A 25,119-nucleotide genomic window follows, 5' to 3' on the forward strand; every position below is an offset into this window, starting at 1 on the left:
GTCGTAGCGCACGGGTCATACGTCTGCGCCGTACTGGATACGTTGATAGGGCACGCTCAAGATCTCGCGGGTGATACGCACGTCGATGATCGTCGGGCCCGGCGCGCGAACGTATTCGGCCAGCGCTGAACGCAATTCGGCTACCGTCCGAACAGTGGCACCGCTCCCGCCGAGGGTCTTGCCGACCTCACCCAGTTCAGGCGTGGAGATGACGGCGAGTTCGGGATCGAGGCCTTTGGCTTTGGCTTTGTGGTATTCGGCTCCGAGGCCTTCGTCGTTCATCACGACCACCAATATGGGGAGGTCGTAGCGGCAGGCGGTCTCGAACTCCGACAGGTGCATCAGAAAGCTTGCATCACCTTCGACGACGAAGGTGGGCTTGCCTCCATGTGCGACCACGGTGCCGATGGTCAGCAAGGGAGCTTGCCCGATCGCTCCGAACATGCCGTAGTTGGAGGTGATGTCGCGTGATCTCTGGAACAGCATTGTGCCGAAGTCGGTTTGATGGCCACTTCCGAGAACCAAACCAATGTTTCCGGGCAGTTCGGCATCGATGGTAGCGATCGCTTCACGAGGATCGAGGAGGTTCGGCTCGCTGCGATAGTCGGCCGGGTCGAGCAGTGGGGCTGTGAGCCGGCCGCGCACGTCCGGGGTGTGAAATCCCTCGAGCTGAACGGATTTGCGTTCGAGTGCGCGCGTCAGAGCATCGAGTGCGGTGATCGCGTCGGCCTGCATGTAGCAGTCGGCGACTCGACCGTTACCCATCACCAGATGAGGTGCGGTGTCGAGTTGGATGAATTTCGCCTCCGGGAAGAGGTACCCGCTTTCGATCGTGTAATGGTTCAGGCTGGCTCCGACTGCGATGACGCAGTCCGCTTCCTGCAGCAGTTCCATCGCGAGTCTGCTACCGAACAATCCTGCAATTCCGACGTGGTAATCGCTGTCCGCACACAACCAGTTCTTGGCCTGCAGAGTGGTGGCCAACAGGGCCCCGGTACGACGCTGAAGGGCCAGGATCTCCTCACCCGCGTCGGCGCTGCGGGCACCGCGACCGGCGACGATGACGACCTTCTTGCTTTCCTCGATGATGGAGCACGCCTGCTCGACGAGGCTCGGATGCGGAAGAAGTTTGGCAGTCCGAAGCAGTTCGGTCGAGGGTATGTAGGGAGAGACGTCGTCGAATTCTTGTAGTTGCACATCGAACGGGGCGCTGATCATCACCGGTTTCTTCTCCGTGCGAGCCAGATAGAAAGCTCGCTGCACCACCTCCCGAGCGCTGTCGGCCTTGGTGACTTGGAGGTATTCGCACTCGATGGCGGCGGCGAATCGTCGTTGGTCGAGGTATTGCACGGCATGCTCGTCGCCCAGCGGGGTCTCTCCGCAGAACGCGACGAGCGGGATACGGGCCCTGCTCGCGACAACCATGGAGGTCGCCAGTTGTGCGACTCCGGGTCCGCTCGTCGTCGTGACGACGCCGGGCCTACCGGATGCACGGGCAAACCCGTGCGCCATGCTCAGTCCTGCACCTTCGTGGCGTACCTCGTAGAGCGCTGTGCCGTGGTTCGCCAGCGCATTCATCCAGTGCATGTTCGCGTCGCCCATCATGCCGAACACGTCCGTGGTGCCTTCGGCGATGAACGCTTCGGCCAACGCTTCGTATACCTTCATCGCACGACTCCTTCGTACTGCCCGGTGTTCGAGAGGTGTTGCGCCAGAAGAGGGAACACGGTCATCGCGTTTCCGCCGTAGATTGCTCGTCTGTCATCGTCGGGGATCGATTCGATGGCGTCCAGCAACGCCTTCGTGTCGTCGAAACGGTGTCCGGTTTCGGGGTCGACAGAGCGAACCGCGCCGATCATCTCCGAGGCGAACAGGATGTTCTTCGCTGGAATGATGTCGGTGAGGAGTTCGAGTCCCCGCTTGTGATAGACGCACGTATCGAAGAAGACGTTGTCGAGCAGGGCTTCTTCGAGCGGCCGTCGACGTTGGTCTTGCATCATGCCGCGGTATCGACCCCAATGATAGGGGACGGCTCCGCCGCCGTGCGGCAGGATCAATCGCAGCGTGGGAAAGTCGTCGAACAGATCCGATTGGCACAACTGCATGAAGGCTGCGGTGTCACCGTTGAGGTAGTGCGCGCAGGTTCCCTGGATAGCCGGATTTCGGGACATTGCGACATGAACCATTGCAGGAACGTCGAGTTCGACCAGCTTTTCGTAGAGCGGGTAGTAAACCTTGTCCGTCAAGGGCGGCGCCTGCCAGTACCCGTCCGATGGATCCGGGTTGAGCAAGCAGCCGACAAATCCTAGTTCCTCGACGCATCTTTCGAGTTCCTCCGCGGACCGTTGTATCGATTCCGCAAGAGCATCGCCTGGCGACTGCGGTAGCTGACACACCCCGACGAAGCGGCCGGGGAACAATCTGCATACTCGCGCAATGAGGTCGTTGCTGATCTGCGACCAGGTCAAGCTGGTCTGCGCGTCTCCGTAGTGGTGTGCCATCTTTCCCGCGCCGGGCGAGAACAAGGTCAGGTCGGTGCCCCGCTCTTGTTGCAGCTTCAGCTGCCCGTTTTCTATCGCCGCCCGGATGTCGTCGTCGTCTATCTCCAACGAGTCGGACGAGACACGGGCTCCCGTTGCTTCGAACGCCGAGATCTGGCGTTCGCGCCATTCTCCGAGAGCCTTTGGGGCGGTGGTGAAGTGGCCGTGACAGTCGATGATCATGAAGTGTTCTCCAATAGTGTGGGTGTCAGGCGCGGCCGGTGAGTGTGCGTCCGAGATCGAGGCCCGGGTAGCTACGCACCGGTGCCGACATGAGGAAGCGGTAACCGTCGGCGAGTACCTGTTCGACGTTCCTGGACGTCACGTGCGGATGACCGACCACGACGTCGTGTTCGTGGCAGATATCGACGATTCGGCGCCGGGCATCGTCGAGCAACGGGTGCTCGAGTTGGCGCGGTATGCCCAGCTCCTGGCTGAGATCTCCTTCGCCGATGAGCACGAGTCCGATACCAGGAACCTGGGTGAGGATATCGGGCAGGTTCTCGATGCCGAGTTGGTCTTCGATCTGGATGACCACGAGAATTTCTCCGTCCGATGCCAGCGGCCACACGTCGGCCTTGGCGTAGTACTCGTCGTTCGACAAGCCCCAATAGCGTGCCGCGGCAGCGGGTGCGTCGCCGCGAATTCCTGGCGGGTCGTAGCGATCGACATCCGGCAGTCTCGGGTATCGGCATGCCGACACGGCATTACGAGCTTCTTCGACTCGGCTGATGTGTGGCCAGACAATTCCGTACGCACCGAGGTCGAGTGCTTGCTTGGCATGCCACTGCCCCTGCTCGCCGCCGTTGACCGGCACTCGAACGAGAGGAGTGGGCGCCGGGGCGAGTGTGTCGGATTCGAAGACACGGCGGCGATTCAGCAGATACTGGAGGCTGTCGCGCAATGTCGTTGCATCCCAGGGCTTGTGCTCGGACTCGAAAACCAAACCGTCGTAGTCCGATTGCGCGAAGTCCAACGCTGCGGCGGGTTCGGGTGCGGCGAACGCGGCGAACGCGTGCTGGGCGGTTTCGAGCGCACCGATGACGGTGTTCAATCGTGCCATTTCTTACTTCACTCCACTTCGGTTGGCCTGTCGTCGGCGCGCTGTCTCCCGCCACCACGCGCGCACCCGTTGCCATACGGTTGTGCGGGCGACAACGGTGTTGCCGCCGGGCACCGAAAGACGTTGCGCTTCAAGCGCCGAATGGGCGTCAGCGGTATCGGTGGCGGTGTCGGCGGTGGCAGTGCAGCGGCGGACGAGTTCATCGGAGAAGTCCTTCATCATGCGCGAGACGACGACACCTGCCCCTGCTTCGATGAGCGCGGCAAGTTTGCCAGCGAGGTCGACCTCGCCCGACACTCGCAGCCGAGTGCCGGACATCTCCTCGTCCTTCTCGATCGAAAAGATCGCATGTGCACTGAAGCGGGTGGCGCCCTGTCCATCTCGTCCGCGGGCAGAAAGGCGCCCCTGCTGCTCGGGTTCGTCCAGATCCAGGTTCATGCGAGCCCCGAATCGCACCCGAAGGGCACTGAATTTCACCACCAGCGTGCCGTCGAAGGAACCGTCGTCGTGGAACTCGCCCAGTTCGGCGCCGTTGATGCACGTCACCACTTCTGTTGGATCCGAGATCACTGCCCACACGCGTTCCGGTGACGCAGGTACAAAGATCTCTTCGTCGATGGATATCACTGGTACGTCCTTGCCTTGCCGATCGTGAAACAGCCTCTGCAGAGTGCTGCGGTTCCCAGGAAGTCGCGGGTTGTGGTGAGAGCGGGCTACGACTCCATGGGCGACGCCGATCGAGATCGACCGGTTGCACGCGCTCGCCGATTCAACATCCACTCGACTGCAACACAGATTGTTTAACAACTTTGCTCGACGCAGCGTAACAGCGGATCATCGTAGGCGGCAAGAGGCTGGCTGAACGAGTGCATCGCGTCGACAGTTCGGAACCGCGTCCCAGTTGTTCAACAACTTTGGTTGGGTCACTGATCGACGGCGTACTTGTACCGAGCCGAGGCGGCGACCAGCGCTTTGCTGCGATGAACGAAGCAAAAGAAGACCGATTGTTGGACGATCTGGCTTTCAAAGCGGAAGTAAATCGTGATTTGCGCCCTATTTCGACTCAGAACGTTGTACAGTTCTGTTGTTCGCATCGTCACATCCACCCGCTGATGGGTCGCACGCCACAGTGCATCGCACAGGCGCCCGCTCCCCCGGGTTCGGACGCACAGAGGAGTCCATCTTTATGAGCACCCCGTTGTCTATCGCCGCAAAGTCCTACCCCCACACGGCATTTCTGACCGATCCGGATTTCACCGCCGAAGGTCGCCGCGTCGAACTCGCGGCATCGGATCCGATCTACAAAGCCTTCGCGCCCATGGTGCGTGAGCTCGCGTACGACGTCAGCGAGCTTGCAATCGCGACGTTCCTCCAAGCACACGAGGCCGGCGCACCGATCACGCTGCTTCCCATCGTGCTCAGCGGCGACTTCCACCATCACTCGCTGACACGGTGGCCGGGGTCGACCGAAATCGATCCGGCAGACCTGGCAGGTAAGCGAGTGGGAGTCCGCGCCTACAGTCAGACGACTGGGCTGTGGGTTCGCGGCATCCTGCACGAGGAATTCGGCGTCGATGCCAAGGACGTCACGTGGGTCACCACCGAAGAACCCCACGTCCAGAGCTACGTCGAACCCGACAACGTCGAACGCACAACCGGCAAGGTCCTCGAAGTGCTCGAACGCGGCGACGTCGCCGCCGCAGTGCTCGGCCCACCGGCGCTGGACGGTGCGCAGGGGCCTCTTGTCCCTATCATCCCGAATTGGCGCGAGGCAGAGGAAGCCTGGGGCCGCAGGCACAACACGGTGCCGATCAACCACATGCTCACCGTGCGCCGAGACCTACTCGACCGCGAACCCGAAACCGTCGCCGCGCTGTACGCCGCCTTCGGCGCCGAGATCGACAAGCGCCGTGCATCCGAAACCGACCCAGGGCCTCGCGTACGCGCCCTACGCTTCGGAATTTCCGACGAACTCGTTGCAGGTCTGCAGGTGGCAATCGATTATGCGTTGCAGCAGAAAATCATTCGCACGCCCGTGACTGTGCCTGAACTGCTCGCCGACTTCACCGAAGCACTAGGCGACAACGGCTGACGAACTGCCGTCGATGCCACTCCCCCACCCCGCCACCGATCAGCCGTAAGGTACCTATGTTCACCGTCGACACGCACACTCACATCATTTCTCCCGACACCGACACCTACCCCGCGTCACCCCTCGGGGGGCATCGGTCGAACTGGTCTCAGGAGCGCCCCAACGACATCGATGGCCTCCTACGCGAAGCCGATGCAGCCGAGATAGATCATCTCGTCGTCGTACAGGCCTCCACCGTCTACGGATTCGACAACAGTTATGTGGCCGACGAACTCGCGCGGCACCCCGATCGCCTCAGCGGAGTGTGCTCAGTGGACTTCCTGTCGCCCACGGTGGTCGATGACCTGAACTACTGGGTCGGCGAACGCGGATTCTCCGGAGTGAGAATCCGCGCCGCCGACGGCACGACCACGGTGCCGACCCCCGGCCGCGGACTCTACGACGAGCGGATGGCACCGGTATGGCAGTTCCTGTCCGATCAGCGCGTGCCGGTCTGCATCCAGATGCACGCTCAACACGCTCCGATCCTTGCCCACCTGTTGCAGCAGTACACAGGACTCACTGCAATTCTCGATCACGCCGGACGGCCACAGCTGGGCGAGGAGGAGACGCCATACCCCAGCGCTCCTGGCCTCCCCGACTTGGCCGCCACCGATCGGGTCTATGTCAAGCTCACTCCGCCTGCGATTCTCCGTGCTCAGCGTGAAACCGGCTCGGCGGCAGTGATCGTAAAGAAGCTCGTCGATCAGTTCGGCCCTGCGCACGTGATGTGGGGTTCGAACTTTCCTGCATCGGACGGTTCACTGTCCGACCTCGAAGCGCTGATCCGGACGCAGCTGCCGGAGCTGGATTCGACGGAACACGAGCAGATTGCCGGCGGCACGGCCCGATGGCTCTACAACCTCGTCGGCAGCGACGCCACAGCGTCGAGGGAGCACTGATCATCATGCGATGTCCATGGCGCACAACACTGGCCCTGTGCGTCAGCGCAGCAGCCGCCGTAGCCCTCACCGCGTGCAGCGGTCCTCCACCCGTGCCGAACGCCACGAACGTCGACGAACTCTACGAAGCGGCGAAGACAGAAGGCCAGGTGATCTGGTACGCACCGAAACCCGAGGCCCAGATGCGGCCTGCCATCGAGGCGTTCGAGCAGAAGTACCCCGGCATCGAGGTGCGATACACCAACAAGAAGGCTCCCGATCTCGTCACCCAGCTCAACGTGGAGCAGGCAGCGAACCGTGTATCGTTCGACGTTTCGAATGCCGGTGGCCTCACCGTCGTACCGTCGGAATCGTTGGCTGCACCGGTGGATTGGGCCGCCTACGGCGTTCCGGAGGACCAGATCTTCGACGACAATTTCGTCTACATCTGGGCAACACCGAAAGTGTGGGCATACAACACCGCCACCGTCGCACCGGAGGACGTGCCGACGAGTTGGGACGACCTCCTCGATCCGCGCTGGGGTGGAGGCAAACTGGCAGTCGAGTCACGTGGCTCGTTCATGACCGTGTGGGCACAGGCACCGGAGTACAGCACCGAAGCCGGCCTCGAGTTCACCTCCGAACTGGCCGAACTCAACCCTCACTACACGGAGAACACCACCCAGTCTCATACGCTGATTGCTTCCGGCCAAACCCCTGTCGGCACCGATCTCGCGAATCTCGTTCTGCAAGAGCAGGACAAGGGCGCACCTATCGCCGTCGCCCCGGTCGGACCCACCAACGCCAACAAGTTCTATGTCTTCGCTGCCAACGGTGCCCCGCATCCCGCGGCCGGACGGCTGCTCACCGCCTTCCTCGCCTCGGAAGACGGACAAGCCGCCTTGGTCGATACCTACAACTCGATCATTCCCACCGACACCGACTGCTCCCAAGCGGCCAGCAATCGCGTGATCGGCACCCTGTGCGACGCCGGAATCGAATGGTACAGCGAGACCGATATCAGTCAATACCAGAAGTTTTCGGACTTCTATCCCCAAGTCGAAGAGTCCCTGGGCACCGACGTCAACTGACGGCTACGGCCCTCCTTCCCCTGCCTCGCTCGGACAGTGGACCCATCAACTCACCCCTGGAGACTTCAGCGATGTCGTCTGATACTCACCTCTCTGAAGGCGTACGGCCTCCGTCCGCCGCCCACCACCCTCCCCCTACCGACCAACCCAAGCGGCGAGACCGCGTTCTGATCGCCATCAACATCGCGATCGGTGTCATCATTGCGTACTTGCTGCTCTTCCCCTTGGGAATGCTGCTGTTCAGCAGCTTGAAAGACAGCCAAACCAAGCTCCCGTTCCAGGTTCCGGGATTCACACTCGACAACTTCGTCGACGTCTTCACCTCCAAACGCGTCGTCGACGTTGCCCTCAACTCACTGATGTTCGTGGTCGGCACCGTCGCCGTCGCCCTCGTCATCAGCGTCGCACTCGCCTACCTATTCGAACGAACCGATATTCCGGGGCGTCGTTTCCTGGCACCCAGCACCCTGGCACCGATGGCCGTACCGGCCACCGTCATGGCCGTGGCATGGGTACTTGCCGCCAACCCGACGAACGGCCCGATCGCGATCGCCATCGAGAAGGCCTTCGGGCTGACGATCAACATCTACTCCCTGCCAGGCATGGTTCTCGTCGCCGCCATCTTCGGCGTACCGGGCATGTACATCATGCTCGCACCGACGTTCGCCCGATTGAACCTCGAGTTCGAAGAAGCTGCCGCTACGTCAGGCGCCACATGGTGGACACGCACCCGCAAAGTCGTTCTACCCCTGACGATGCCCGGCATCTCCGCTGCCAGCATGCTTCTGGTCGTCATCGCCCTCGAAGAGTTCGCAATCCCGGCCATTCTCGGCACACCCGGCCAGATCTATGTCTTCAGTAGCCTGATCCAAGCGTCGCTACAACCGCCGTCAGGTCTGGCCAATTACGGCCAGGCAAGCGCGTACGGCGTCATGCTGGTCTTGCTGTCGCTCATCATGATCGCCGTCTACCGTCGGCAGACGCGCGAAGCACACCGCTTCCAAGTCGTCGGTGGAAAAGGCTACCGCTCCACCCCTGTTCGGATGGGACCCTGGCGATACCCGGTCTTCGCGCTGGTGACGCTGTACGTCCTGATCGCCATCATCATTCCAATTCTGACCTTGGTATGGACGAGCCTGACGCCATACCTCCAACCGATCAGCCTGGCCCACATCGGCGACTTGAGCTTCGCGAACTATTCGTCGATCTTCACCAATCCCCAACTGACACACGCCGTGATCAACACACTCGTGATCAGCGTCGTCACCGCGACGCTGACCGCACTCGCCGCGCTGTGGCTCGCCCTCGCCTCCACTCGAGCAGGCCGCCTCGGCAGCGCACTTTTCGACGCGTCCTTTCTTGTATTCGCAATCCCCAGCGTCGTGCTCGGCATGGCTGTACTTTTCCTCTACCTGTATCTACCCATTCCCATCTACGGTTCGATCTGGATCATCATCATCGCACTCACCACGCGATACATCCCACGCGGTTCGCGCATGATCCAGACAGCACTGCTGCAACTCGACACCGGACTCGAAGAAGTCGGCAAGGTATCCGGTGCTTCGCCCGCTGTCGTGTTGCGCCGAGTGATCTTCCCCCTCGTCGCCCCCGCGGTGTCGAGCACATGGCTGTGGGTGTTCGCCAACTCCCTCGGCGAACTACCTATCGCACTACTGCTTTCCGGGGCGGACAACCGCACCGTGGTCGTGCTGCTATGGGACATGATCGGAGAGAGCGCCGACTACCCCGAAGCCAGCGCACTCGCTGTCCTCCTCCTCGCTGTCTCCTCCGTTGCCGTGTGGTGGATCAACCGCCGTGGCTTCCAACAACACACCTGAGGTGCCTGACCATGAACAATGGAAGATCGTCCCAGCATTCCGTCGAGATCGCCGGACTCGAGAAAAGTTTCGTCCGGTCCGGAAGCACCGAAAAGAGTCGCGGCATCGACGACGTCAGTTTCGTCGTCCCGAAGAATCACTTCTTCACCCTGCTCGGCCCCAGCGGATGCGGCAAGACGACCACCCTGCGATGCCTCGCAGGCCTGGAGACCGCGGACCGCGGCGAGATTCGCATGAACGGTGAAGCGGTGTTCTCCGCTGCCGAGAAACGCGACGTCGCCCCACACAACCGACCTATTGCCATGGTGCCTCAGTCCTACGGCATCTGGCCGCACATGAAGGTGTTCGACAACGCCGCCTTCCCGCTGCGGTACGGGCGCAAGACCTACCCGCGCAACGAACAGCTACGCCGTGTGAACACCATGCTCGAACAAGTTGGGCTCTCGGAATACTCCGATCGATGGGCGACCCAACTCAGTGGCGGTCAACAACAGCGCCTGGCCCTCGCACGCGCTCTCCTCTGTGAGCCAGAAGTTCTTCTCCTCGACGAACCGCTGTCCAACCTCGACGCCAAACTGCGTTCTCAACTCCGCGCGGAGTTGCGCTCCTTCCAGCAAAAGTTCGGCGTCACAACCGTGTACGTAACACATGATCAATGAGAGGCGCTCGCGATGTCCGACACCATCGTCGTGATGAACCGCGGACGTATCGAACAGATCGGCTCACCCGGAGAAATCTACGACTCGCCTGCCTCCCGATTCGTAGCCGACTTCGTGGGCAGCGCAAATCTGATACCCGGGCGGATCGACAGCCACGAAGGCGACCGAGCGGTCGATGCGAAAACAAGTATCGGAATGATCCGATGCGAGCGGTTCAATCCTTCCCCCACCCCGATGAGCGCGGGTCAGGAGATGTTCGTATGTATCAGGCCGGAAAATCTCCGCATCGACACCTCGGGTGACCGGCAGGACCGCGTCAACTGCTTCACCGCACGTGTCGCGTCGACCGAATATCTCGGCGACCGGCAAGAAGCAGTTGTCACCATCGGTGACGTGTCGATGCGTGTGCACGCCGATGCACACCTCACTGCACGCCCCGGCGATGACGTCACCGTCATCCTGGACCCCGCCAGAACCATCGCGTTGTGGTCCTGAACTGCGGTTGCTGTTGACAACGACCGATACGGAGTGAACCCGTCGACACACAGATGCGCCAGGGTGCAGAACTCGATACGGTTCTGCACCCTGGCCGATCCCTATTGTGCGACAGTGCTATTGAGCGTCGAAGTTCAACTGAAGCGCACGGCGGGCGGACGAAAGATGATGCCGCATCGTGGCGGCCGCGGCCTCCGGATTGTGAGTCACGATGGCAGCAAGGATCGCTTCGTGCTCACGGACCGAATCCACCCGCGGTAGCTCGAGTTCTTCGTTGCGATACTGTCTCAACACCAGCGGGTGAAGCAGGCTGTCGACGAACCGAGCAAGTGTGACCTGACGTGCCGCATGCTTCACCTGGGCATGAAATTCGCGATTCAATTTCCAGTACTCTTGCCGCCCACCCGGCACCTGCCAGTCCCACATCTGCCGACACGTTTTCGTCATTGCCGCGATGTCTTCGTCCGTCGCGCGCTCGGCGGCTTTCGCCGCCAACGCCGACTCCAACACGGCGCGGGTCTCCAGAATCTCGATAGCCTCGTCCACCGTGAACGAACGCGTCCGGGCACTCCTGTTGGCCTCGGTCGAGACGTACCCCTCCTGCGCCAGACGGGCAAGCACCGAACGTATTGTGCCGCGAGAGACCCCCAACTGAGTAGTGAGCTCCGATTCGGTCAAACGCGAACCCGGTTCGTAATGACCGGAAAGGATGATCGCCCGTAGATCCGTGTAGGCCTGTTCGGTCCGGGTCGCGCCGGCATCCGCAACCCCATCGACCGACGTACCGCTGCTCGTCGATTCGACGGATGTCATGAAGATGTCCCGCGGATTGCCCTGATCCCTGACCTACCGTCACTCTGCCCAGGCACTCCCCATCGGTCGAACCCGCGCCCGATATGCCGGATCGTAGGGCGTCGTCTGATCATGATCCCCTCGCGCTTGTTGTCCTACGAAAACCGAAGTAGGTACCGGTTCGGGCCGTGAGCCGGGGCGAATGAGCACTGCGTACGGGGTATATGTGACGGCGCAGCCCCAACTCAGACATCGAATTGTCCCACAATCTTACATCACGACGGGTGGGTTCGCCTCCGATTGTGGACTGCGTGAAACCGCGCGGTGGGGCAAGAGCGGCGCAATCGGCCGCGCTGCGGACGATTGTCAGAGCGGCAGCGGGTGACCGAGAAGGCCGGTGGCTTCGCCGCGGCCGGAAAGGACCGAGCAGAACTCGACGGCGTCGATCTCGATGGTCTCGCCGCCCTCGCCTGCGCGGTACGAGCCGCCGGCCGGGCCGGTCAGGGTGAGACTGAACGGCTTGCCGTGCGTGCCTGCCCATTCAGCGACAATATCGGCGATGAGACGGCCGTCGTGCGCGGCGTCGACGTCGAGGCCGGTGCCGGCGGCACGCACGATATCGATCCGGTGCATCCAGACGTCGCGGGTAAATCCGACATCGAACAAGTACGCAACCGGCTGCCGCCCCACCGGGGCAGGCAGGTTGAGCAGGGGCAACTTGGCGATCGGGCGGGGCAGCTTCGTGCGAGCATCGATTGCCTTCGGGGCGATCTTGTCCCACTCCGCCATCAGCTGCTCGGGCGAGCTGGCCGTCCGCTCACGGACCTGCAGCTCGTTCATCCCGTCCCACCAGTACTGTCCGCCGATCTCTGCGATCAGCGGCTTGCCCCTGCGCACTTGCCGGACGAACTCGGGCACCGACGCCTGGCCGGCGGCCGATCCGACGATGTGGGCAGCGACGGCATGCACATCCCACAGCGCACACGCGGTGGGCTTGCCCCAGTCTCCCGAGTGGAGGTCGCGCAGCGCGGCAGCGAACTTGTCGCTTTCGACTGCAGCAATCCGCATCGCCTCCTTGTGCTCGATCCGGGGGATCGTGGTGATGTCTGCGTACGTGGGACTAGTCATGGTCTGCCTCTCGAATCAACGTGCGGGTGAGGGAAAGTGGTGAATCAGGTCAACGGCTGAATTGCGCCGCGCAGGAACATGGCGACGACACGGGGCACGTGCTCTACCCACCGATCACCGCCTGGATCGTTTGCTATCTGCTGATCGCACAGGCCGGCGACCAGCGAGCTGAAGATGTCGACGTCGTCCTGGTGCTCGATTCCGGTGCGGCCGAGCACCGCTCGGGCCCGGCCGTAGAACTCGAGAGCGGCATCCCAGGACGCGGGCGACGGTGCGAAGCCCGGGATCGTGCGTTGGAAGAGAAGTTGGTGCACAACCGGGTCGCCGCTCGCGAAGCGCACGAGCAGCGCGACGAAATGCTCGACTGCGGAGCGTGGTTCGGCGGGCAGCGGTCGATCGTCCAGGTACGCAACGAGGCGGCGGTACCCGTCGGCGAACATCGCATCGTAAAGGTCGAACTTGGAGGCGAAATAGACGTACAGCGACGGCTGACGCAGATCGACACGGGCGGCCAGATCGCGCAACGAGATCAATGCCAGTCCGTCGCGTTCGGCCAACAGCCAAGCCTCACTCAAGATCGCGGTGATCTTCGCGTCCCGCCTGGCTTGGCGGGGGTCGATCTGCGTGTTCGACATCAGCCTCTCCTATCGTCGATAGGAAAACTATCAGCGATAGGACCTGGGTTGTCAAGGCCACCTTCATTCATTGCACCGCGGCGCGCCCGTTGCGGACCAGCCCGATCGAGGCATCGTCCGATCTCGAATGCAGACCCGAGGTATTAACTGGACGATCGTTCGTATATATTTACCGAATGGTGTCATCGGATGGACGACGGGTTCGCGGCGATCGAGCTCGCACTGCAATCCTCGAACGCGCAGCCGACATCGCGTCGGCAGAAGGCCTGGAGGGATTGTCGCTCGGACGACTCGCCACCGAGTGCGCCGTCAGCAAGAGCAACGTCGCCGCACTCTTCGGCGGAAAGCAACAGCTGCAACTCGCCGCCGTGGCCTACGCCAGTGAGGTATTTCAAGAACACGTCGTCGTGCCCACGCTCGACGGCGATAGCGGTCTACCACGTCTGCATGCCCTGTACCGCAACTGGATCGACTACTCACGGCGCCGCATCTTCTCTGGCGGGTGCTTCTTCGCCGCGGTAGGCGCCGAGTTCGACGCACGACCGGGACAGGTGCGCGATGCGCTCCAACAGGGGCGCCGCACATGGCTTGCCCTGCAAGAGAACTTGGTCACCGAGGCACAGACCCAAGGCGCACTCGATGACAACCTCGATCCCGGCCAGCTGGTGTTCGAACTCGACGCCTGCATGGTGGCCGCCAACAGCCACTCGCTGCTCTTCGACGACGATTCGGCGTACGACCGAGCGTGGTCGGCCATCACTTCCCGCATCGGCACATCTCACACTGACCGTCAACATGACGAAAGGACTTGAACAGCATGCACATTCGTCGTCTCGGCTGGGCCGGAATCGAGGTACTGGCCCAAGGCCAGTCCGTGGTCGTCGACTACGTGAGGAAATCTGCTCCCCTACTCACCAGGGCACTGCCCGCGGGCAGTCTGGTTCCAACGCTGCACACCCCGGCGCTGGCCGCTCTCGTGACCCACTTACACGCTGACCACACCGACGTCGGCGCAATCGAATCCGCAGTGGGCGCCGGCGGCGTGGTGTTACGCCCTGCCCCGTTCGAAGGTACTCCCGCAGAAGCCGTGTGGACCGCGCAACAGGAGCAGGCCCTCGACGCCAGTAGCCTCGAGGTCCGCATCGTCTCCGAATGGGATCGCATGCAGCTCGGCCCCTACACCATCACTGCAGTACCAGCCGTCGACGGCTTGGGCGACCCACAAGTCAACTGGGTGATCGAGGCCGAGGGCGTCCGAGTCTTCCATGGCGGGGACACGATGTTCCACGGTTACTGGTGGCTCATCGCCGGGCGGCTGGGCCCGATCGACGTGGCCGCACTACCTATCAACGGAGCCGTGGTGGACTTTCCCCACCAGCAGCCGCCCAGCACGTTGCCCGCAGCGATGACGCCGGATCAAGCCGTCCGGGCCGCTACGATCCTGAAGGCAAAGATGTTGCTGCCCATACACTTCGGCGTCGACGAGCCCCCGATGTACGCCGAAGACGGCGAACCACTGGTTCGGTTGCGCGTCGCCGCGGACCTGGCTGCGCAGCGAGTCGTCGACCTGGATCCGGGCCGAGCACTCGACGTCTCAGCAGCAGCCAACTCGCTGATGCATTGATGCGTTGATGCGTTGATGCGTTGATGCGTTGATCCAATTTTCACATCGGCATCATCATCATCATCATGTGCATACACATCATCATCATGTGCATCATGTCCATGTTCGCCATTCCCACTGCACTCATTCCCACTGCACTCATCTCCACTGCATCCAGCTCCAGGCAACTGCATCCAGCTCCCGGCAACGTACAACGCAGCGCAGCCTGATCATCGAGCAGAACAGACGGACCTGGCCGATTCGACGCAGACGATGCCTGAGCGTGCGATACCCCAGCGTCGCATGAAGTCCTCTGCACACGCGATGGCCATTGGTCGTGAATCGCCGAGCCTGATCCGACACCACCGATGGCTTAGTGCTCTACACGCTCTATGCATGCTGTACCCGCACGGATCGGCACTGGATCTTCGAAATGAAGCTGTCTTGTGCACCTGCGCGATCATCGAACGATCAGAACAGCGCATTCGGAGTGATGCACGAGATTCTGACTCACCGAGCCCAGAGCAACACTTCGCAGGGCGCCACGGCCTCGGGACCCTACCGCTACGATCCATGCGCTCGAAGACAGCGCACGCAGCCCTCGCGAGGGTGTGGATTCCGCGCTCACCGTGGACAGGATCACATCGGGGTACTTCTCACGCATGGGTGCAACGTATGTGCGCAGCCAGCGTTCCTCGTCGGCTCGAACCTTGACCCAGTCGATGTAGCCGGCTCCGATTGCGGAGACGGCCTCGGCCGCAAGTCCCCAGTAGTTCGCGGCAATCAGGCGCCTACCCAATGTCTGTGCCATTTCCATTCCGAGCTCGAAGGCCCGGTTCGACTGCTCACTACCGTCGACACCGACGACTACCGGACGTCTGTCGTTTCCTGGATCGGCACCTTCTCTCCACACCAACACAGGACCCTGTGCGTGATTGACGACGCGAATGATGCTGCTGCCCAGCACGACGTCGCGTGTGTAACCGGACTTCTTCGCACCCAGAACCACAAGCTCCGCCGGAGTCGTCGACGCGAAGGAAGCGAACGTTCCGTCTACGCTGAACGACTCGACACACAGGTCCAGCGAAACAGCTCGTGCGGTTACCTCGGCGCGAGCGAGATATTGCTGGCCAAGTCGGTGAAGTTCGTTCTCCAGTGCGCCGCCGTCGACGAACGCCGCCGATCCGTACCAATCGCCGCCGGGAACTGTATGCACGAGCCACAGGGGCGCGTGGACAAGGGCGGCGTACGACGCAGCCCACCGCACGGCGGCGACAGCCTCGTCGGAGCCGTCGATACCGACCACAACGGGTCGCTCTCGTACAGTCGAACCGTTCATGAGCCAGCTTTCCGTGCGCCCCGATCGGCCGTATGTCGCTGTAGTGCAACGGCTGCCGATCCACTCTCCAGCCACCAGCGCGGCCGACGCGCGCCCCGCCGTCCCGATGCTGCCCGGCCATACGCGACTGTCGTCGGCCCCTCGACGACCCTTCACCATCGTCACCCAGGCCCACAGAGTGGCGCTAGGGGCGAAGGTCCGGTCTTTGGTCCTTACCGCGCTCGCTCTCGTCGCTCGCGTACATCGGGCACGGTCTCCCCGTCAGTCGGACAGGGACGGCCGCCCACTTCCGGTAACCGATGACTTTCTGCTCTGTTCGCGAACCTCGTTGGCAGGCAATGTCGCATGTGTCAGCTTCGACCGAACACGAAAGCGCGATCGCCCCCGAGGTCGGTCTTCCGAGATGGAGACAACATGCACGCCCTTGTGATCTACGAGTCCTTGTACGGCAACACCCGACGAATTGCGCAGGCCGTGGCACGTGGCCTCCAAGAATCGGCCGAAGTCGACATCGTTCCGTGCACCTGTGCCGAAGAAGCGGCGGTGTCTTCCTACGATCTCCTGGTCGTCGGTGGCCCCACGCATGTGCATGGGATGAGCAGGCAGACGACCCGCGATGCCGCGGTCGATACCGCTCAGCGCCCGGACAGCACCCTGATCGTCGAATCCGGCGTGCGGGGCATCGGGGTTCGCGAATGGTTGGAGCAACTCCCTCCATCGTCCGGCCCTGCCGCTACCTTCGACACCCGAGTCGACAAACCAGCGCTGTTGACCGGTCGCGCATCCAAACAGATCGCCAAACGCCTCGGTCGCGTCGGATTCGACATCATCGCGCCTCCGGAGAGCTTCCTCGTGGACACGGACACCACACTGCTGGCAGGCGAAGAAGGACGCGCCGAATCATGGGGGCGGGCCTTGGCGAAGAAGTGCCACGTCACCGCGGTCTGAATCAGCAGCGGTCTGAATCAGCAGCGGTCTGAATTATCGCTGCATTACCCCGTCAGTATCGGCTCCGGCCGCCAGGACTCCCGGCCACGAAAACCCTCATGAGGGTCCCCCGAGGTGCCGGCCACGCCGTGACTCGAGGTCGCGCCATTCGAGGTCCCATTGACGCATTCGCGCTCGTCGACCGATTCCGCACATCGTCGCCACCGCGATCGCCAGTAGGAGTGTGCTCCCCACCCAGGTTCCTATCGCGGCGGCGACGCCCAGGACGGCACTTTCGAGCCCGGTTTTCGGAGTGTCGACACGGTTGCCTGCATCGTCGACCCAGATCTCGACAGTCTGGCCTGTGTCGGTGCGTGCAGGGACCTTTATTTGCTCGTCATGTTGCAGCCCGGTGTCGGACTTCCATTCCACCGTCGCGTAATAGTCTGCGACCGAAGCATATTCGGCCGGTGCTGCGTGAGGCGCTGGAATCTCGACTACGACTGCCTCGATTCGATGGTGGGTCTCGGCATCCATGGTCGATTGCGCTTCGATTCTCGTGTACGTGAGCGCCCCGAGCAGGGCGCACACCGGCACGAGCGCAAGTACCACCGCTACCGCTGTAGCGACGGCAACGAATGCAGTCCGGTTGCTGCGTCGCATCAGCGGACTGGCGTTCCATGGCCCGAGTCTCCACAATCTGCGTATTCGACTGTTGTCCATGAGTCCCCCTGCACGCAGGCCCTGCTCTCAACAGTATTCGCCTGCAATCCACACAGGGTCAGGGCCGAAGGTCATGAGATCGGTCGTCGGTCCGAACACTCGCTGCCTCATCGGGCAGGGCGGTCGTGCGGGGCGCTACTGTCGCCTCCGAGTCACGATGTCCGCCACAGTTCACTGCCTCTGCCTTCCTGCGCCGTGTCGTTGCGCGCGCACGGTGTGTCCTGAGATCGAGGACAGAGGCGGCTACCGGTGATCGAGGTGGCGGTGACCTCGATGAGACGGCACAAAGGTAGACCTCGAACGATGGGCTCGGGCAATCGGTCGACGAGTGGATGGGTGACTCTGTCACCGAGCGGATGAGCCCGACCCCTCACGACAACCATCCACCCCTCATCCTCGGTGAGCCCGATGTTGTCCACCTCCAACATGATCGAGGTGTCCACGGATGTCTCCGCGAAGAGCGACCTGCCGTCAGCGTAGAAGTAGATCCGCGGACCAACCATCACGAACCGAACGAGCTCGATGGTAGGCCCGGTGTGATCGTGTCCGACAACCCGAGCAACGGTCGCAGTAGGCAACAGTTCGTCGATGTTCATCGGCGAAAGCGGCTTCCACATTCCGTCGCATCGTGCGCACTGCCGCGTCGGGCCGGTGGTCGTCACGGCCTTTCCCTCCCCGATCCGAATTCGACGGCTGGGTCCAGGGGTGCCCGGAGTGCAGCTGATATGGCCGCAGACGAACCATGCACTCCTACAACTGTTCTCAGACTATCAGCCGAGACCATAGCGGTGTCCCCCTTCCCCCTGTGCCCGAGTAGCCGAAGTGACCGGCAACGGTGCCGAGATCCGAGCGATCAGACGAGACGTTGCCTGTCCTCACCGGATGAGTACGCTGCCGCCTGTTCACTCACAAGGCCGGATTCGGTTGCGGTGGACAGCACGTTCACAGCCTGGATGAGAGAGAGAAGTCCGAGCAAGGCAACGATCCAGATCGAGACACCTGCCGTCGAGGCCACTACGGCCGACCCGATCAGTGTCGCCAACAGCACGTGCGCCAGTCGCTCCGACATGAAAACCCCTTCGTTTCTTTCGCCTGTTCTCGCCGTTCGAGCACGCTTACGATTTCACCGCCACCGTCCGTTACCTAGAGTCCGAAGTCACTCGATGTCCCAGCACCGGCACTACGTCGGAGCGAAGGGAAACGCGGCCGCAAGAATTCAGGCGATTCGGTCGCATCCATTGCCTTGGTTCAGGATTTGAGATACTAATTGGACTTGTTAATATCTCAAGGGAGTTGAAGATGCCGAACCGCCTACCCGCCCTTGCTTTTGCCGAGCACGTAGCGCTGTCCGTCTCCACGGGATCCGCAGTGATCCCTGTTCGTGGCGTTCCTGTTGTGCCTATGCCGCAGCACGTGGTGGAGGCGGCGACCGACGCCGCAGGCCGAGTCTTCGCCCGTCGCACCCGAGGCGCCTTGGATCTGCGTGAAGCCATCTCCGCGACCCTGACGCGCCAGCACGACATAGCCGTGGACCCCGACACCGACCTTCTGATCACCCATGGCGCACAGCACGGGATGAGCATCGCCTTGCGGGCGCTGCTCCAGGCCGGGGACGAGGTGATCATCCCCTCCCCCACATACTTCTTCGACGGAATGATTCGTATGGCCGGTGCGATCCCGCGATACGTGTGCTCAACAGCACGGATGGGCTGGAGACTCGACCTCGAACGCATCGCCGCCGACATCACGGATCGAACTGCCGCCATTGTTCTGTGCAACCCGAACAACCCGACAGGCAACGTGCCGACGGAGCAGGAGCTCCGCGAAGTTCTCGCCCTGGCCGACAAGCACGGGTTGATCGTATTCGCCGATGAATCGTACGAACGGTATGTCCACGACGGCCCCGGATACATCCCCGTGCAGGCACTGGGAGGTGAACACGACCGCCTGGTGACGGTCACCAGCTTGAGCAAGAACTATGCGTTCTCGAGCTGGCGGATCGGCTACGTGCATTCGTCCTCAGCGACGATCGACAAGATACATGCAGCGTTGGAGTGGGACGTGATCAACATCGGAGACGTCCCCCAGGCTGCGGCCACCGCCGTACTGACAGGCCCCCAGCAGTGGTTGGACGTCGAGTTCGCAACGATGAAAGGCCGCCGCGACGAACTCCACGGCGCACTCACTGCGGCCGGTGTTCCCACGGTTCTACCGCATGCCGGGATCTTCCTGTTCGCCGATCTGAGCGCGACGGGGCGGCGCGGTGAGGACTTGGAGGATTTCCTACTCGACTCCGGGGTGGTCGCTCTGTCCGGCGGGGGCTTCTTCGGACCGGACACTCACGTCAGGTTGCTCTACGGCGCATCGCTGTCCGATGTGCGAGCCTTGGGTGAGCGAGTTGCCGAACTAGTGTCGACTTCCAGACCGGCGGCACCGACGCGATAAGAATCTCTCGTTATCCCGGCAGCAGTATCGGAGCGCTTGTCACCGCATCACTACTGGTCAGCGCGTCGATGATCTCGCGGCGCGCTGACTTCGTCCGGTGCCGCATCGCTGCGCGAGCGGCCTCCGCATCTCGGGCAACGATTGCGTCGACGATGGCTGCGCGCTCACCGATACGCCCCTCGGGCATCGAGGGTGACAGCGTGACGGCCAACCGAACAACTCGCTCGATCTCGTCCAACACCTCGACAACGCTCCGAGTCAGGCGGGCGTTTCCGGATCCGTTGGCGATGATCGCTTCGAACTCGTAGTTCTCGCGCAACCGCGCATCCAGGTGTGGGCCCCCGAGCTGGCCGTAGTTGTCATCTGCGCACAGGTCGACGAGGCGATTCGATTGAGCCGCAGCCAATCCCAGAGTTGCGGTCAGGGCCGCGGCTTCGCCCTGAAGAAGCGTGCGCATGTCACACAGGTTCGCGACGTCACCCAACGTCACCGACGAGACCACGTAGCCGGCGCGAGGCAATGGCTGAACCAGACCGTCACGATGCAGTCGTGCGAGCGCTTCGCGAACCGGAGTCTTGCTCAATCCCATCGAAGCAGCCACATCGGGTTCGGTGAAGTGCTGTCCGGGCGGCCTCTCGAGCTCGATGATGTCGCGCTTGAGGGTGAGATACGCGCGGTCCATCATCGACCCGGTGGCGTCGTGCTCGAGCAGCAACGCTGGTTTGTACTTCATAGCCCTCACCTGACTTTCGATTACACACACTTTAACTCACGACAGGATATGTGACGTCAGCGTAAAAGATCTCAATTAGTACTTGTTGATATCTCTACAGCACGCTACCGTCAGGTGACGCGGACCACATGCCTGTCGACACCGCCTCTCGCGGCACGACGACCGCCACGCCACTCGCTCTGCTTTCGGAATCGGTCCGCGGTGAGAACTTGTCTTCAGAAAGGCCTTCAATGACCCTGTCCAACCCCGTGGATTCGAAAGCCGACGCGCCGTGGCGTGTGGCAGCTGACATCGGTGGCACATTCACCGACGTCATTGCACTCGGTCCCGACGCCCGCATCGTCCCGATGAAAGTTCTCTCGACACCTCCCGACTTCGGCACGGGTGTCATCGACGGCGTGACGGCCTCGATGACAGCCGCGGGCATCGCAGCCGGCGACATCTCTGCGGTGCTGCACGCGACCACCGTCGCAACGAACGCCATCCTCGAGATGGAAGGCGCTCGAACGGCCCTGGTGACGACGAAAGGGTTCCGCGACGTCCTCGAACTCGGCCGACTGCGGCGCCCACTGCTCTACGACCTGTCGTGGAAGAAGCCCACGCCTCTGGCGCGACGCCGCCATCGTTACGAGATCGATCAACGCATTCACGCCGACGGTCACATCGACACCGCGATCGACTTCGACGAGCTGGATGCACTCGCCCGCCGACTCGACGCCGACGGCATCGAGGCTCTGGCGGTGTGCCTGATCAACGCACACGTTCAGCCCGAGGAAGAGCGCGCCGTCGCCCGCCGACTCGAAGAGCTACTACCTCATGTCTACGTGACCACGTCGGTCGACATCTCTCCTGAGCCCGGTGAATACGAGCGAAGCAGCACTGCGGTCGTCAACTCCTACATCGGAACCGTCGTGCACAGTTACGTCACCGAACTCGGCCGCACTCTCCGCGAACGGGGAATCGACGCGCCGTTTTCGATCATGCAATCTTCCGGCGGGCTACTCGACGCGGCATCGGTGGTCGAGCGCCCCGTGCAGATCATCGAATCGGGGCCTGCCGCCGGTGTCATCGCTGTACAGAAGCTCGCTCAGCTCCTCGATCTGAACAATGTCGTTGCCTTCGACATGGGCGGAACCACCGCGAAGGCTTCACTCATCGAGAACGGGCAGCCGTTCTTGGCCAACGACTACGAGGTCGGCGGCGGCATGAACATCACCCGAAGTATGGGCAAAGGGGCGGGCTACACCGTTCGTGTGCCCTCGATCGACATCGCCGAAGTCGGAGCCGGCGGCGGCAGTATCATCGGAGTGGACTCGGCCGGAGCACTCCACGTCGGTCCCGGTAGCGCCGGTTCGCGGCCTGGTCCTGCCTGCTACGGCCAGGGCGGCGAAAGACCGACACTCACCGACGCGAATGTCGTTCTCGGATACCTCAATCCAGAATCCATTGCCGGTGGCCGCGTGGCGATCCAGCCGGAGCTTGCTGCGAAAGTCCTCAGCGCGGTGAGCGATCGCGTCGAAACCGACCCCGGTGTGATCGCACGAGGAGCCTACGAAGTCGCCATCTCCAACATGACCAAGGCCGTCAAGGCGGTCACCAGCGAACGCGGCCGTGATCCGCGGGAGGCCACCATGGTCGCATTCGGCGGCGCCGGACCGCTCTACGGTGCAGCGCTGGCACGCGAACTCGGTATCAAGACGGTCATCGTGCCGGTGCACACCGGCCTGTTCAGCAGCCTCGGACTCCTCGTCGCCGACAGCGAGTACCAGACCGTGACCCCGTTCCGTGCCGAACACCTGACGTTGGAACGCTTCGCGAACGAGTTCGAAGAATTGGCGGCCTCCGTCACCGAGCACCTCGGATCGGAGGGTGTGAGCATCGATCGAATCCTGGACATGCGCTACCACGGGCAGCGTTTCGATCTTCGAATCCCGTTGCCAGCGGGAGATATCGACGACGCACTGCTGCACGAGGTGAGACAACGCTTCCACGCCGAGCATCTGAAGACCTATGGGCGATCCGGAACCGACGACCTGGTGGAGATCGTCAACATCCGTGTCCGTGGATTCGTGCCGAACAAGATCACGATCGATCAGGCTCTGGCGCTTGCCGACACCGACCCTGGACGGCGCCGGGAGCGCATCTGCCGCTTCGACACTCCGGTCAGCACACCGGTGATCTCGCGAGCACATCTGACACGTACTCCGGAGGCGGGCCCTTTGGTGATCGAGGACATGGACTCCACCACTCTGGTTCCACCGGGCACGACGGCCCATCTCGACGAGTACAACAACATCATCATCAGCTGGACGGACATCGAGGTCACCGCATGAGCAACAACATCATTCGAGACGCCGCCACCTTCGAGGTCTTCCGGAACGCCGTGTCCGGTCTCGCCGACGAGATGGCCATCACCATCCTGCGCACCGCTCACTCGCAGATCGTGGCATCGAGCATGGACTTCTCCACGGCCCTGTGCGACCCACAGGGACGAATTATCGCGCAAGCGAACACGTGCCCGGTGCACCTCGGTTCGATTCCCGCCGCCATCGACGCCATGCTCGACCAGTTCGGGGACTCCATCGCGGACGGGGATGTCTACATCCTCAACGACCCGGACAAGGGCGGAATGCATCTGCCCGACATCTTCTCCGTGGCACCGAGTTTCGCTGGTGAACAGCTGATCGGGTTCACGGTCACGGTCGTCAACCATACCGATGTCGGCGGCTGGGCAGCGGGTTCGATGGCGGTGCAGTCGACCTCCATCTTCGGTGAAGGTATTCAGATTCCTCCGTCACGACTCGTGGCAGGTGGAGAGCTGAACAGTACGTTCCTGGAGGTGATCCTGAGAAATGTTCGCGAGCCTGATCTGTTGCGCGGAGACCTCGAATCGCAATTGGCCGCCAGCCATGCAGGCGGTCTCGGGCTTCGCGGTCTCGTCGCCAAATACGGTATCGACGAATACGATCGTCTGATCGACGAACTACTCGACTATTCCGAAACGCTCGTCCGGACCGAATTGAGCAACGCCCCCGACGGCTGTTACCGATTCGAGGATCAGCTCGACGACGACGGGCTCGGCTCGGGGGCAATTCCGTTCACAGTCGCCGTCACCATTGCCGACAGTGAAATCACCTTCGACTTCACCGGTTCCTCACCCCAGGTCGCATCTGCCCTGAACGCGACCGCGTCGTTCACCCAGTCCGCCTGTTACGCAGCACTTCAAGGCGCACTCGGCTCGGACATCCCCGCCAACAGCGGCTTCTATCGACCGTTCACCTTCGTCATTCCCGAAGGATCCATTCTGGACGGAAAGCGACCGTCCGCTCGTGGAGCACGTGGATTGGTGGCGTATCGCATCATCGATACCGTGCTCGGAGCCCTGGCACCTGCATTTCCCGACAGGGTACCGGCCGCCGGTGACGGTGGACCCAACTCGGTCGCGGTGGGCATCGTCGAAGCAGATGGCAGCTCGGTGATCCTGTGGGACATCCTGTGCGGATCGTGGGGTGCGACGCCCACCGGCGATGGAAACGACGGCATCAGTCCGTTGGGCGCCAACCTCGCCAACACCCCGATCGAGGAACTCGAGAAGTCCGGCCATATCCGTATCGACGGATACGGCTACCTTCCCGACACCGGAGGTGCGGGCACCTTCCGCGGAGGGGTATCCACCTTCCGAGATATGACGGTTCTGCACGAGACCGCCAGTGTCCAGATCCGATCCGACAGAAGGACGTCGTTCCCGTACGGACTCGCAGGCGGCGGCGCCGGCGCCCCTTCGGCGAACATCCTCGACCACGGCACCGACGGCGAACAGCTCATCCCGTCGAAACCGCACCTGACGGTCAAGGCCGGCAGCCGCCACCGCCAGGTCACTGCAGGAGGCGGTGGCCACGGCGATCCTCTGCGTCGCGATCCACAGAACGTGCTCGACGACGTCCTCGATGGAAAGGTCACCGTCGATGGAGCCCTCCGAGACTACGCAGTCGTCATCGATCTCGATGCGGGGCGAGTGCTCGTCGAAGAAACCGACGCCGCACGTGCCGCGCACGCCGGCCGTTGACCACCCCTACCCCTGAAAAACATCTCCGGA

The 25,119-nt window shown here is 62.3% G+C and carries 24 protein-coding genes; 12 read left to right on the plus strand and 12 right to left on the minus strand.

The window, feature by feature from the left end:
* Positions 1-15: 15 nt before the first annotated feature.
* From RY1_RS05845 to RY1_RS05860, 4 genes are read right to left on the minus strand one after another with little or no spacing between them, the layout of a single operon-like run.
* On the minus strand, positions 16-1,668 hold the full coding sequence (locus RY1_RS05845) for a thiamine pyrophosphate-binding protein (protein ID WP_072802567.1): 1,653 nt from the start codon (positions 1,666-1,668) through the stop codon (positions 16-18).
* On the minus strand, positions 1,665-2,723 hold the full coding sequence (locus RY1_RS05850) for an amidohydrolase family protein (RefSeq protein ID WP_072802568.1): 1,059 nt from the start codon (positions 2,721-2,723) through the stop codon (positions 1,665-1,667). The genes RY1_RS05845 and RY1_RS05850 overlap by 4 nt, the downstream gene beginning before the upstream one ends.
* A gap of 25 nt (positions 2,724-2,748) precedes the next feature.
* A complete protein-coding gene (locus tag RY1_RS05855) occupies positions 2,749-3,603 on the minus strand; it encodes an HpcH/HpaI aldolase family protein (RefSeq protein WP_072802569.1) in 855 nt (284 codons plus the stop codon).
* A 3-nt stretch (positions 3,604-3,606) separates the two neighbouring features.
* Positions 3,607-4,230 (minus strand): SRPBCC family protein, encoded by a 624-nt coding sequence (locus RY1_RS05860; RefSeq protein WP_072802711.1) that lies wholly within the window; start codon positions 4,228-4,230, stop codon positions 3,607-3,609.
* A gap of 559 nt (positions 4,231-4,789) precedes the next feature.
* Between RY1_RS05860 and RY1_RS05870 the strand changes: the two genes are divergently transcribed.
* From RY1_RS05870 to RY1_RS30465, 6 genes are all read left to right on the plus strand, one after another.
* Positions 4,790-5,695, plus strand: coding sequence for a substrate-binding domain-containing protein (locus tag RY1_RS05870; RefSeq protein ID WP_072802571.1), 906 nt, complete (start codon positions 4,790-4,792; stop codon positions 5,693-5,695).
* A gap of 56 nt (positions 5,696-5,751) precedes the next feature.
* Positions 5,752-6,636 (plus strand): amidohydrolase family protein, encoded by an 885-nt coding sequence (locus RY1_RS05875; protein ID WP_072802572.1) that lies wholly within the window; start codon positions 5,752-5,754, stop codon positions 6,634-6,636.
* Positions 6,637-6,728: 92 nt separating this feature from the next.
* A complete protein-coding gene (locus RY1_RS05880; RefSeq protein ID WP_245819502.1) occupies positions 6,729-7,706 on the plus strand; it encodes an ABC transporter substrate-binding protein in 978 nt (325 codons plus the stop codon).
* 71 nt (positions 7,707-7,777) lie between these two features.
* Positions 7,778-9,544, plus strand: coding sequence for an ABC transporter permease (locus RY1_RS05885; RefSeq protein WP_072802573.1), 1,767 nt, complete (start codon positions 7,778-7,780; stop codon positions 9,542-9,544).
* An 11-nt stretch (positions 9,545-9,555) separates the two neighbouring features.
* Complete coding sequence (locus RY1_RS30460) at positions 9,556-10,203, plus strand: ABC transporter ATP-binding protein (protein WP_245819503.1); 648 nt, start codon at positions 9,556-9,558, stop codon at positions 10,201-10,203.
* 12 nt (positions 10,204-10,215) lie between these two features.
* On the plus strand, positions 10,216-10,698 hold the full coding sequence (locus RY1_RS30465; protein WP_245819504.1) for a TOBE domain-containing protein: 483 nt from the start codon (positions 10,216-10,218) through the stop codon (positions 10,696-10,698).
* Between the two features lie 117 nt (positions 10,699-10,815).
* Here the strand turns inward: RY1_RS30465 and RY1_RS05895 are convergent, their stop codons facing one another.
* The 3 genes from RY1_RS05895 to RY1_RS05905 form a co-directional block, all read right to left on the minus strand.
* Positions 10,816-11,511, minus strand: coding sequence for a GntR family transcriptional regulator (locus RY1_RS05895; protein WP_072802574.1), 696 nt, complete (start codon positions 11,509-11,511; stop codon positions 10,816-10,818).
* A 345-nt stretch (positions 11,512-11,856) separates the two neighbouring features.
* A complete protein-coding gene (locus RY1_RS05900; RefSeq protein WP_072802575.1) occupies positions 11,857-12,618 on the minus strand; it encodes a maleylpyruvate isomerase family mycothiol-dependent enzyme in 762 nt (253 codons plus the stop codon).
* A gap of 44 nt (positions 12,619-12,662) precedes the next feature.
* On the minus strand, positions 12,663-13,253 hold the full coding sequence (locus RY1_RS05905; RefSeq protein WP_072802576.1) for a TetR/AcrR family transcriptional regulator: 591 nt from the start codon (positions 13,251-13,253) through the stop codon (positions 12,663-12,665).
* A 176-nt stretch (positions 13,254-13,429) separates the two neighbouring features.
* Between RY1_RS05905 and RY1_RS05910 the strand changes: the two genes are divergently transcribed.
* A complete protein-coding gene (locus tag RY1_RS05910) occupies positions 13,430-14,065 on the plus strand; it encodes a TetR/AcrR family transcriptional regulator (protein ID WP_072802577.1) in 636 nt (211 codons plus the stop codon).
* A 5-nt stretch (positions 14,066-14,070) separates the two neighbouring features.
* Complete coding sequence (locus tag RY1_RS05915; RefSeq protein ID WP_072802578.1) at positions 14,071-14,877, plus strand: MBL fold metallo-hydrolase; 807 nt, start codon at positions 14,071-14,073, stop codon at positions 14,875-14,877.
* A 439-nt stretch (positions 14,878-15,316) separates the two neighbouring features.
* On the opposite strand, the gene RY1_RS05920 is transcribed toward RY1_RS05915, so the two are convergent.
* Positions 15,317-16,195: a universal stress protein gene (locus RY1_RS05920; RefSeq protein WP_072802579.1), complete on the minus strand. Its 879-nt coding sequence runs from the start codon at positions 16,193-16,195 to the stop codon at positions 15,317-15,319.
* A gap of 414 nt (positions 16,196-16,609) precedes the next feature.
* On the opposite strand from RY1_RS05920, the gene RY1_RS05925 reads away from it, so the two are divergent.
* Positions 16,610-17,143 carry a flavodoxin family protein gene (locus tag RY1_RS05925; RefSeq protein WP_072802580.1) on the plus strand — a complete coding sequence of 178 codons (534 nt, stop codon included), beginning with the start codon at positions 16,610-16,612 and terminating at the stop codon, positions 17,141-17,143.
* A gap of 96 nt (positions 17,144-17,239) precedes the next feature.
* Here the strand turns inward: RY1_RS05925 and RY1_RS05930 are convergent, their stop codons facing one another.
* The 3 genes from RY1_RS05930 to RY1_RS05940 form a co-directional block, all read right to left on the minus strand.
* Positions 17,240-17,845 carry an Rv1733c family protein gene (locus tag RY1_RS05930; RefSeq protein WP_139279736.1) on the minus strand — a complete coding sequence of 202 codons (606 nt, stop codon included), beginning with the start codon at positions 17,843-17,845 and terminating at the stop codon, positions 17,240-17,242.
* A gap of 152 nt (positions 17,846-17,997) precedes the next feature.
* Positions 17,998-18,507 carry a pyridoxamine 5'-phosphate oxidase family protein gene (locus RY1_RS05935; RefSeq protein WP_072802582.1) on the minus strand — a complete coding sequence of 170 codons (510 nt, stop codon included), beginning with the start codon at positions 18,505-18,507 and terminating at the stop codon, positions 17,998-18,000.
* Positions 18,508-18,698: 191 nt separating this feature from the next.
* A complete protein-coding gene (locus RY1_RS05940) occupies positions 18,699-18,914 on the minus strand; it encodes a hypothetical protein (RefSeq protein WP_072802583.1) in 216 nt (71 codons plus the stop codon).
* 230 nt (positions 18,915-19,144) lie between these two features.
* Here RY1_RS05940 and RY1_RS05945 point away from each other — a divergent pair, with 230 nt between their 5' ends.
* Positions 19,145-20,290 (plus strand): pyridoxal phosphate-dependent aminotransferase, encoded by a 1,146-nt coding sequence (locus RY1_RS05945; protein WP_072802584.1) that lies wholly within the window; start codon positions 19,145-19,147, stop codon positions 20,288-20,290.
* Positions 20,291-20,300: 10 nt separating this feature from the next.
* Here the strand turns inward: RY1_RS05945 and RY1_RS05950 are convergent, their stop codons facing one another.
* Complete coding sequence (locus tag RY1_RS05950; RefSeq protein ID WP_072802585.1) at positions 20,301-21,023, minus strand: GntR family transcriptional regulator; 723 nt, start codon at positions 21,021-21,023, stop codon at positions 20,301-20,303.
* A 230-nt stretch (positions 21,024-21,253) separates the two neighbouring features.
* Here RY1_RS05950 and RY1_RS05955 point away from each other — a divergent pair, with 230 nt between their 5' ends.
* Positions 21,254-23,356 (plus strand): hydantoinase/oxoprolinase family protein, encoded by a 2,103-nt coding sequence (locus RY1_RS05955; RefSeq protein ID WP_072802586.1) that lies wholly within the window; start codon positions 21,254-21,256, stop codon positions 23,354-23,356.
* Positions 23,353-25,089 (plus strand): hydantoinase B/oxoprolinase family protein, encoded by a 1,737-nt coding sequence (locus tag RY1_RS05960; RefSeq protein ID WP_072802587.1) that lies wholly within the window; start codon positions 23,353-23,355, stop codon positions 25,087-25,089. Before RY1_RS05955 ends, RY1_RS05960 begins: the two co-directional genes overlap by 4 nt.
* Positions 25,090-25,119: the final 30 nt, after the last annotated feature.

It is taken from the genome of Rhodococcus yunnanensis NBRC 103083, assembly GCF_001895005.1.
Classification (GTDB): Bacteria; Actinomycetota; Actinomycetes; order Mycobacteriales; family Mycobacteriaceae; genus Rhodococcoides; species Rhodococcoides yunnanense.

Bases quoted from the DNA above. Each gene is read 5' to 3' on its own strand.
- RY1_RS05940 (WP_072802583.1), bottom strand. From the start codon at position 18,914: ATGTCGGAGCGACTGGCGCACGTGCTGTTGGCGACACTGATCGGGTCG.
- RY1_RS05900 (WP_072802575.1), bottom strand. From the start codon at position 12,618: ATGACTAGTCCCACGTACGCAGACATCACCACGATCCCCCGGATCGAG.
- RY1_RS05905 (WP_072802576.1), bottom strand. From the start codon at position 13,253: ATGTCGAACACGCAGATCGACCCCCGCCAAGCCAGGCGGGACGCGAAG.
- RY1_RS05945 (WP_072802584.1), top strand. From the start codon at position 19,145: ATGCCGAACCGCCTACCCGCCCTTGCTTTTGCCGAGCACGTAGCGCTG.
- RY1_RS05875 (WP_072802572.1), top strand. From the start codon at position 5,752: ATGTTCACCGTCGACACGCACACTCACATCATTTCTCCCGACACCGAC.
- RY1_RS05870 (WP_072802571.1), top strand. From the start codon at position 4,790: ATGAGCACCCCGTTGTCTATCGCCGCAAAGTCCTACCCCCACACGGCA.
- RY1_RS05885 (WP_072802573.1), top strand. From the start codon at position 7,778: ATGTCGTCTGATACTCACCTCTCTGAAGGCGTACGGCCTCCGTCCGCC.
- RY1_RS05930 (WP_139279736.1), bottom strand. From the start codon at position 17,845: ATGGACAACAGTCGAATACGCAGATTGTGGAGACTCGGGCCATGGAAC.
- RY1_RS30460 (WP_245819503.1), top strand. From the start codon at position 9,556: ATGAACAATGGAAGATCGTCCCAGCATTCCGTCGAGATCGCCGGACTC.
- RY1_RS05920 (WP_072802579.1), bottom strand. From the start codon at position 16,195: ATGAACGGTTCGACTGTACGAGAGCGACCCGTTGTGGTCGGTATCGAC.
- RY1_RS05855 (WP_072802569.1), bottom strand. From the start codon at position 3,603: ATGGCACGATTGAACACCGTCATCGGTGCGCTCGAAACCGCCCAGCAC.
- RY1_RS05915 (WP_072802578.1), top strand. From the start codon at position 14,071: ATGCACATTCGTCGTCTCGGCTGGGCCGGAATCGAGGTACTGGCCCAA.
- RY1_RS05955 (WP_072802586.1), top strand. From the start codon at position 21,254: ATGACCCTGTCCAACCCCGTGGATTCGAAAGCCGACGCGCCGTGGCGT.
- RY1_RS05950 (WP_072802585.1), bottom strand. From the start codon at position 21,023: ATGAAGTACAAACCAGCGTTGCTGCTCGAGCACGACGCCACCGGGTCG.
- RY1_RS05960 (WP_072802587.1), top strand. From the start codon at position 23,353: ATGAGCAACAACATCATTCGAGACGCCGCCACCTTCGAGGTCTTCCGG.
- RY1_RS05895 (WP_072802574.1), bottom strand. From the start codon at position 11,511: ATGACATCCGTCGAATCGACGAGCAGCGGTACGTCGGTCGATGGGGTT.
- RY1_RS05850 (WP_072802568.1), bottom strand. From the start codon at position 2,723: ATGATCATCGACTGTCACGGCCACTTCACCACCGCCCCAAAGGCTCTC.
- RY1_RS05910 (WP_072802577.1), top strand. From the start codon at position 13,430: ATGGTGTCATCGGATGGACGACGGGTTCGCGGCGATCGAGCTCGCACT.
- RY1_RS05845 (WP_072802567.1), bottom strand. From the start codon at position 1,668: ATGAAGGTATACGAAGCGTTGGCCGAAGCGTTCATCGCCGAAGGCACC.
- RY1_RS30465 (WP_245819504.1), top strand. From the start codon at position 10,216: ATGTCCGACACCATCGTCGTGATGAACCGCGGACGTATCGAACAGATC.
- RY1_RS05925 (WP_072802580.1), top strand. From the start codon at position 16,610: ATGCACGCCCTTGTGATCTACGAGTCCTTGTACGGCAACACCCGACGA.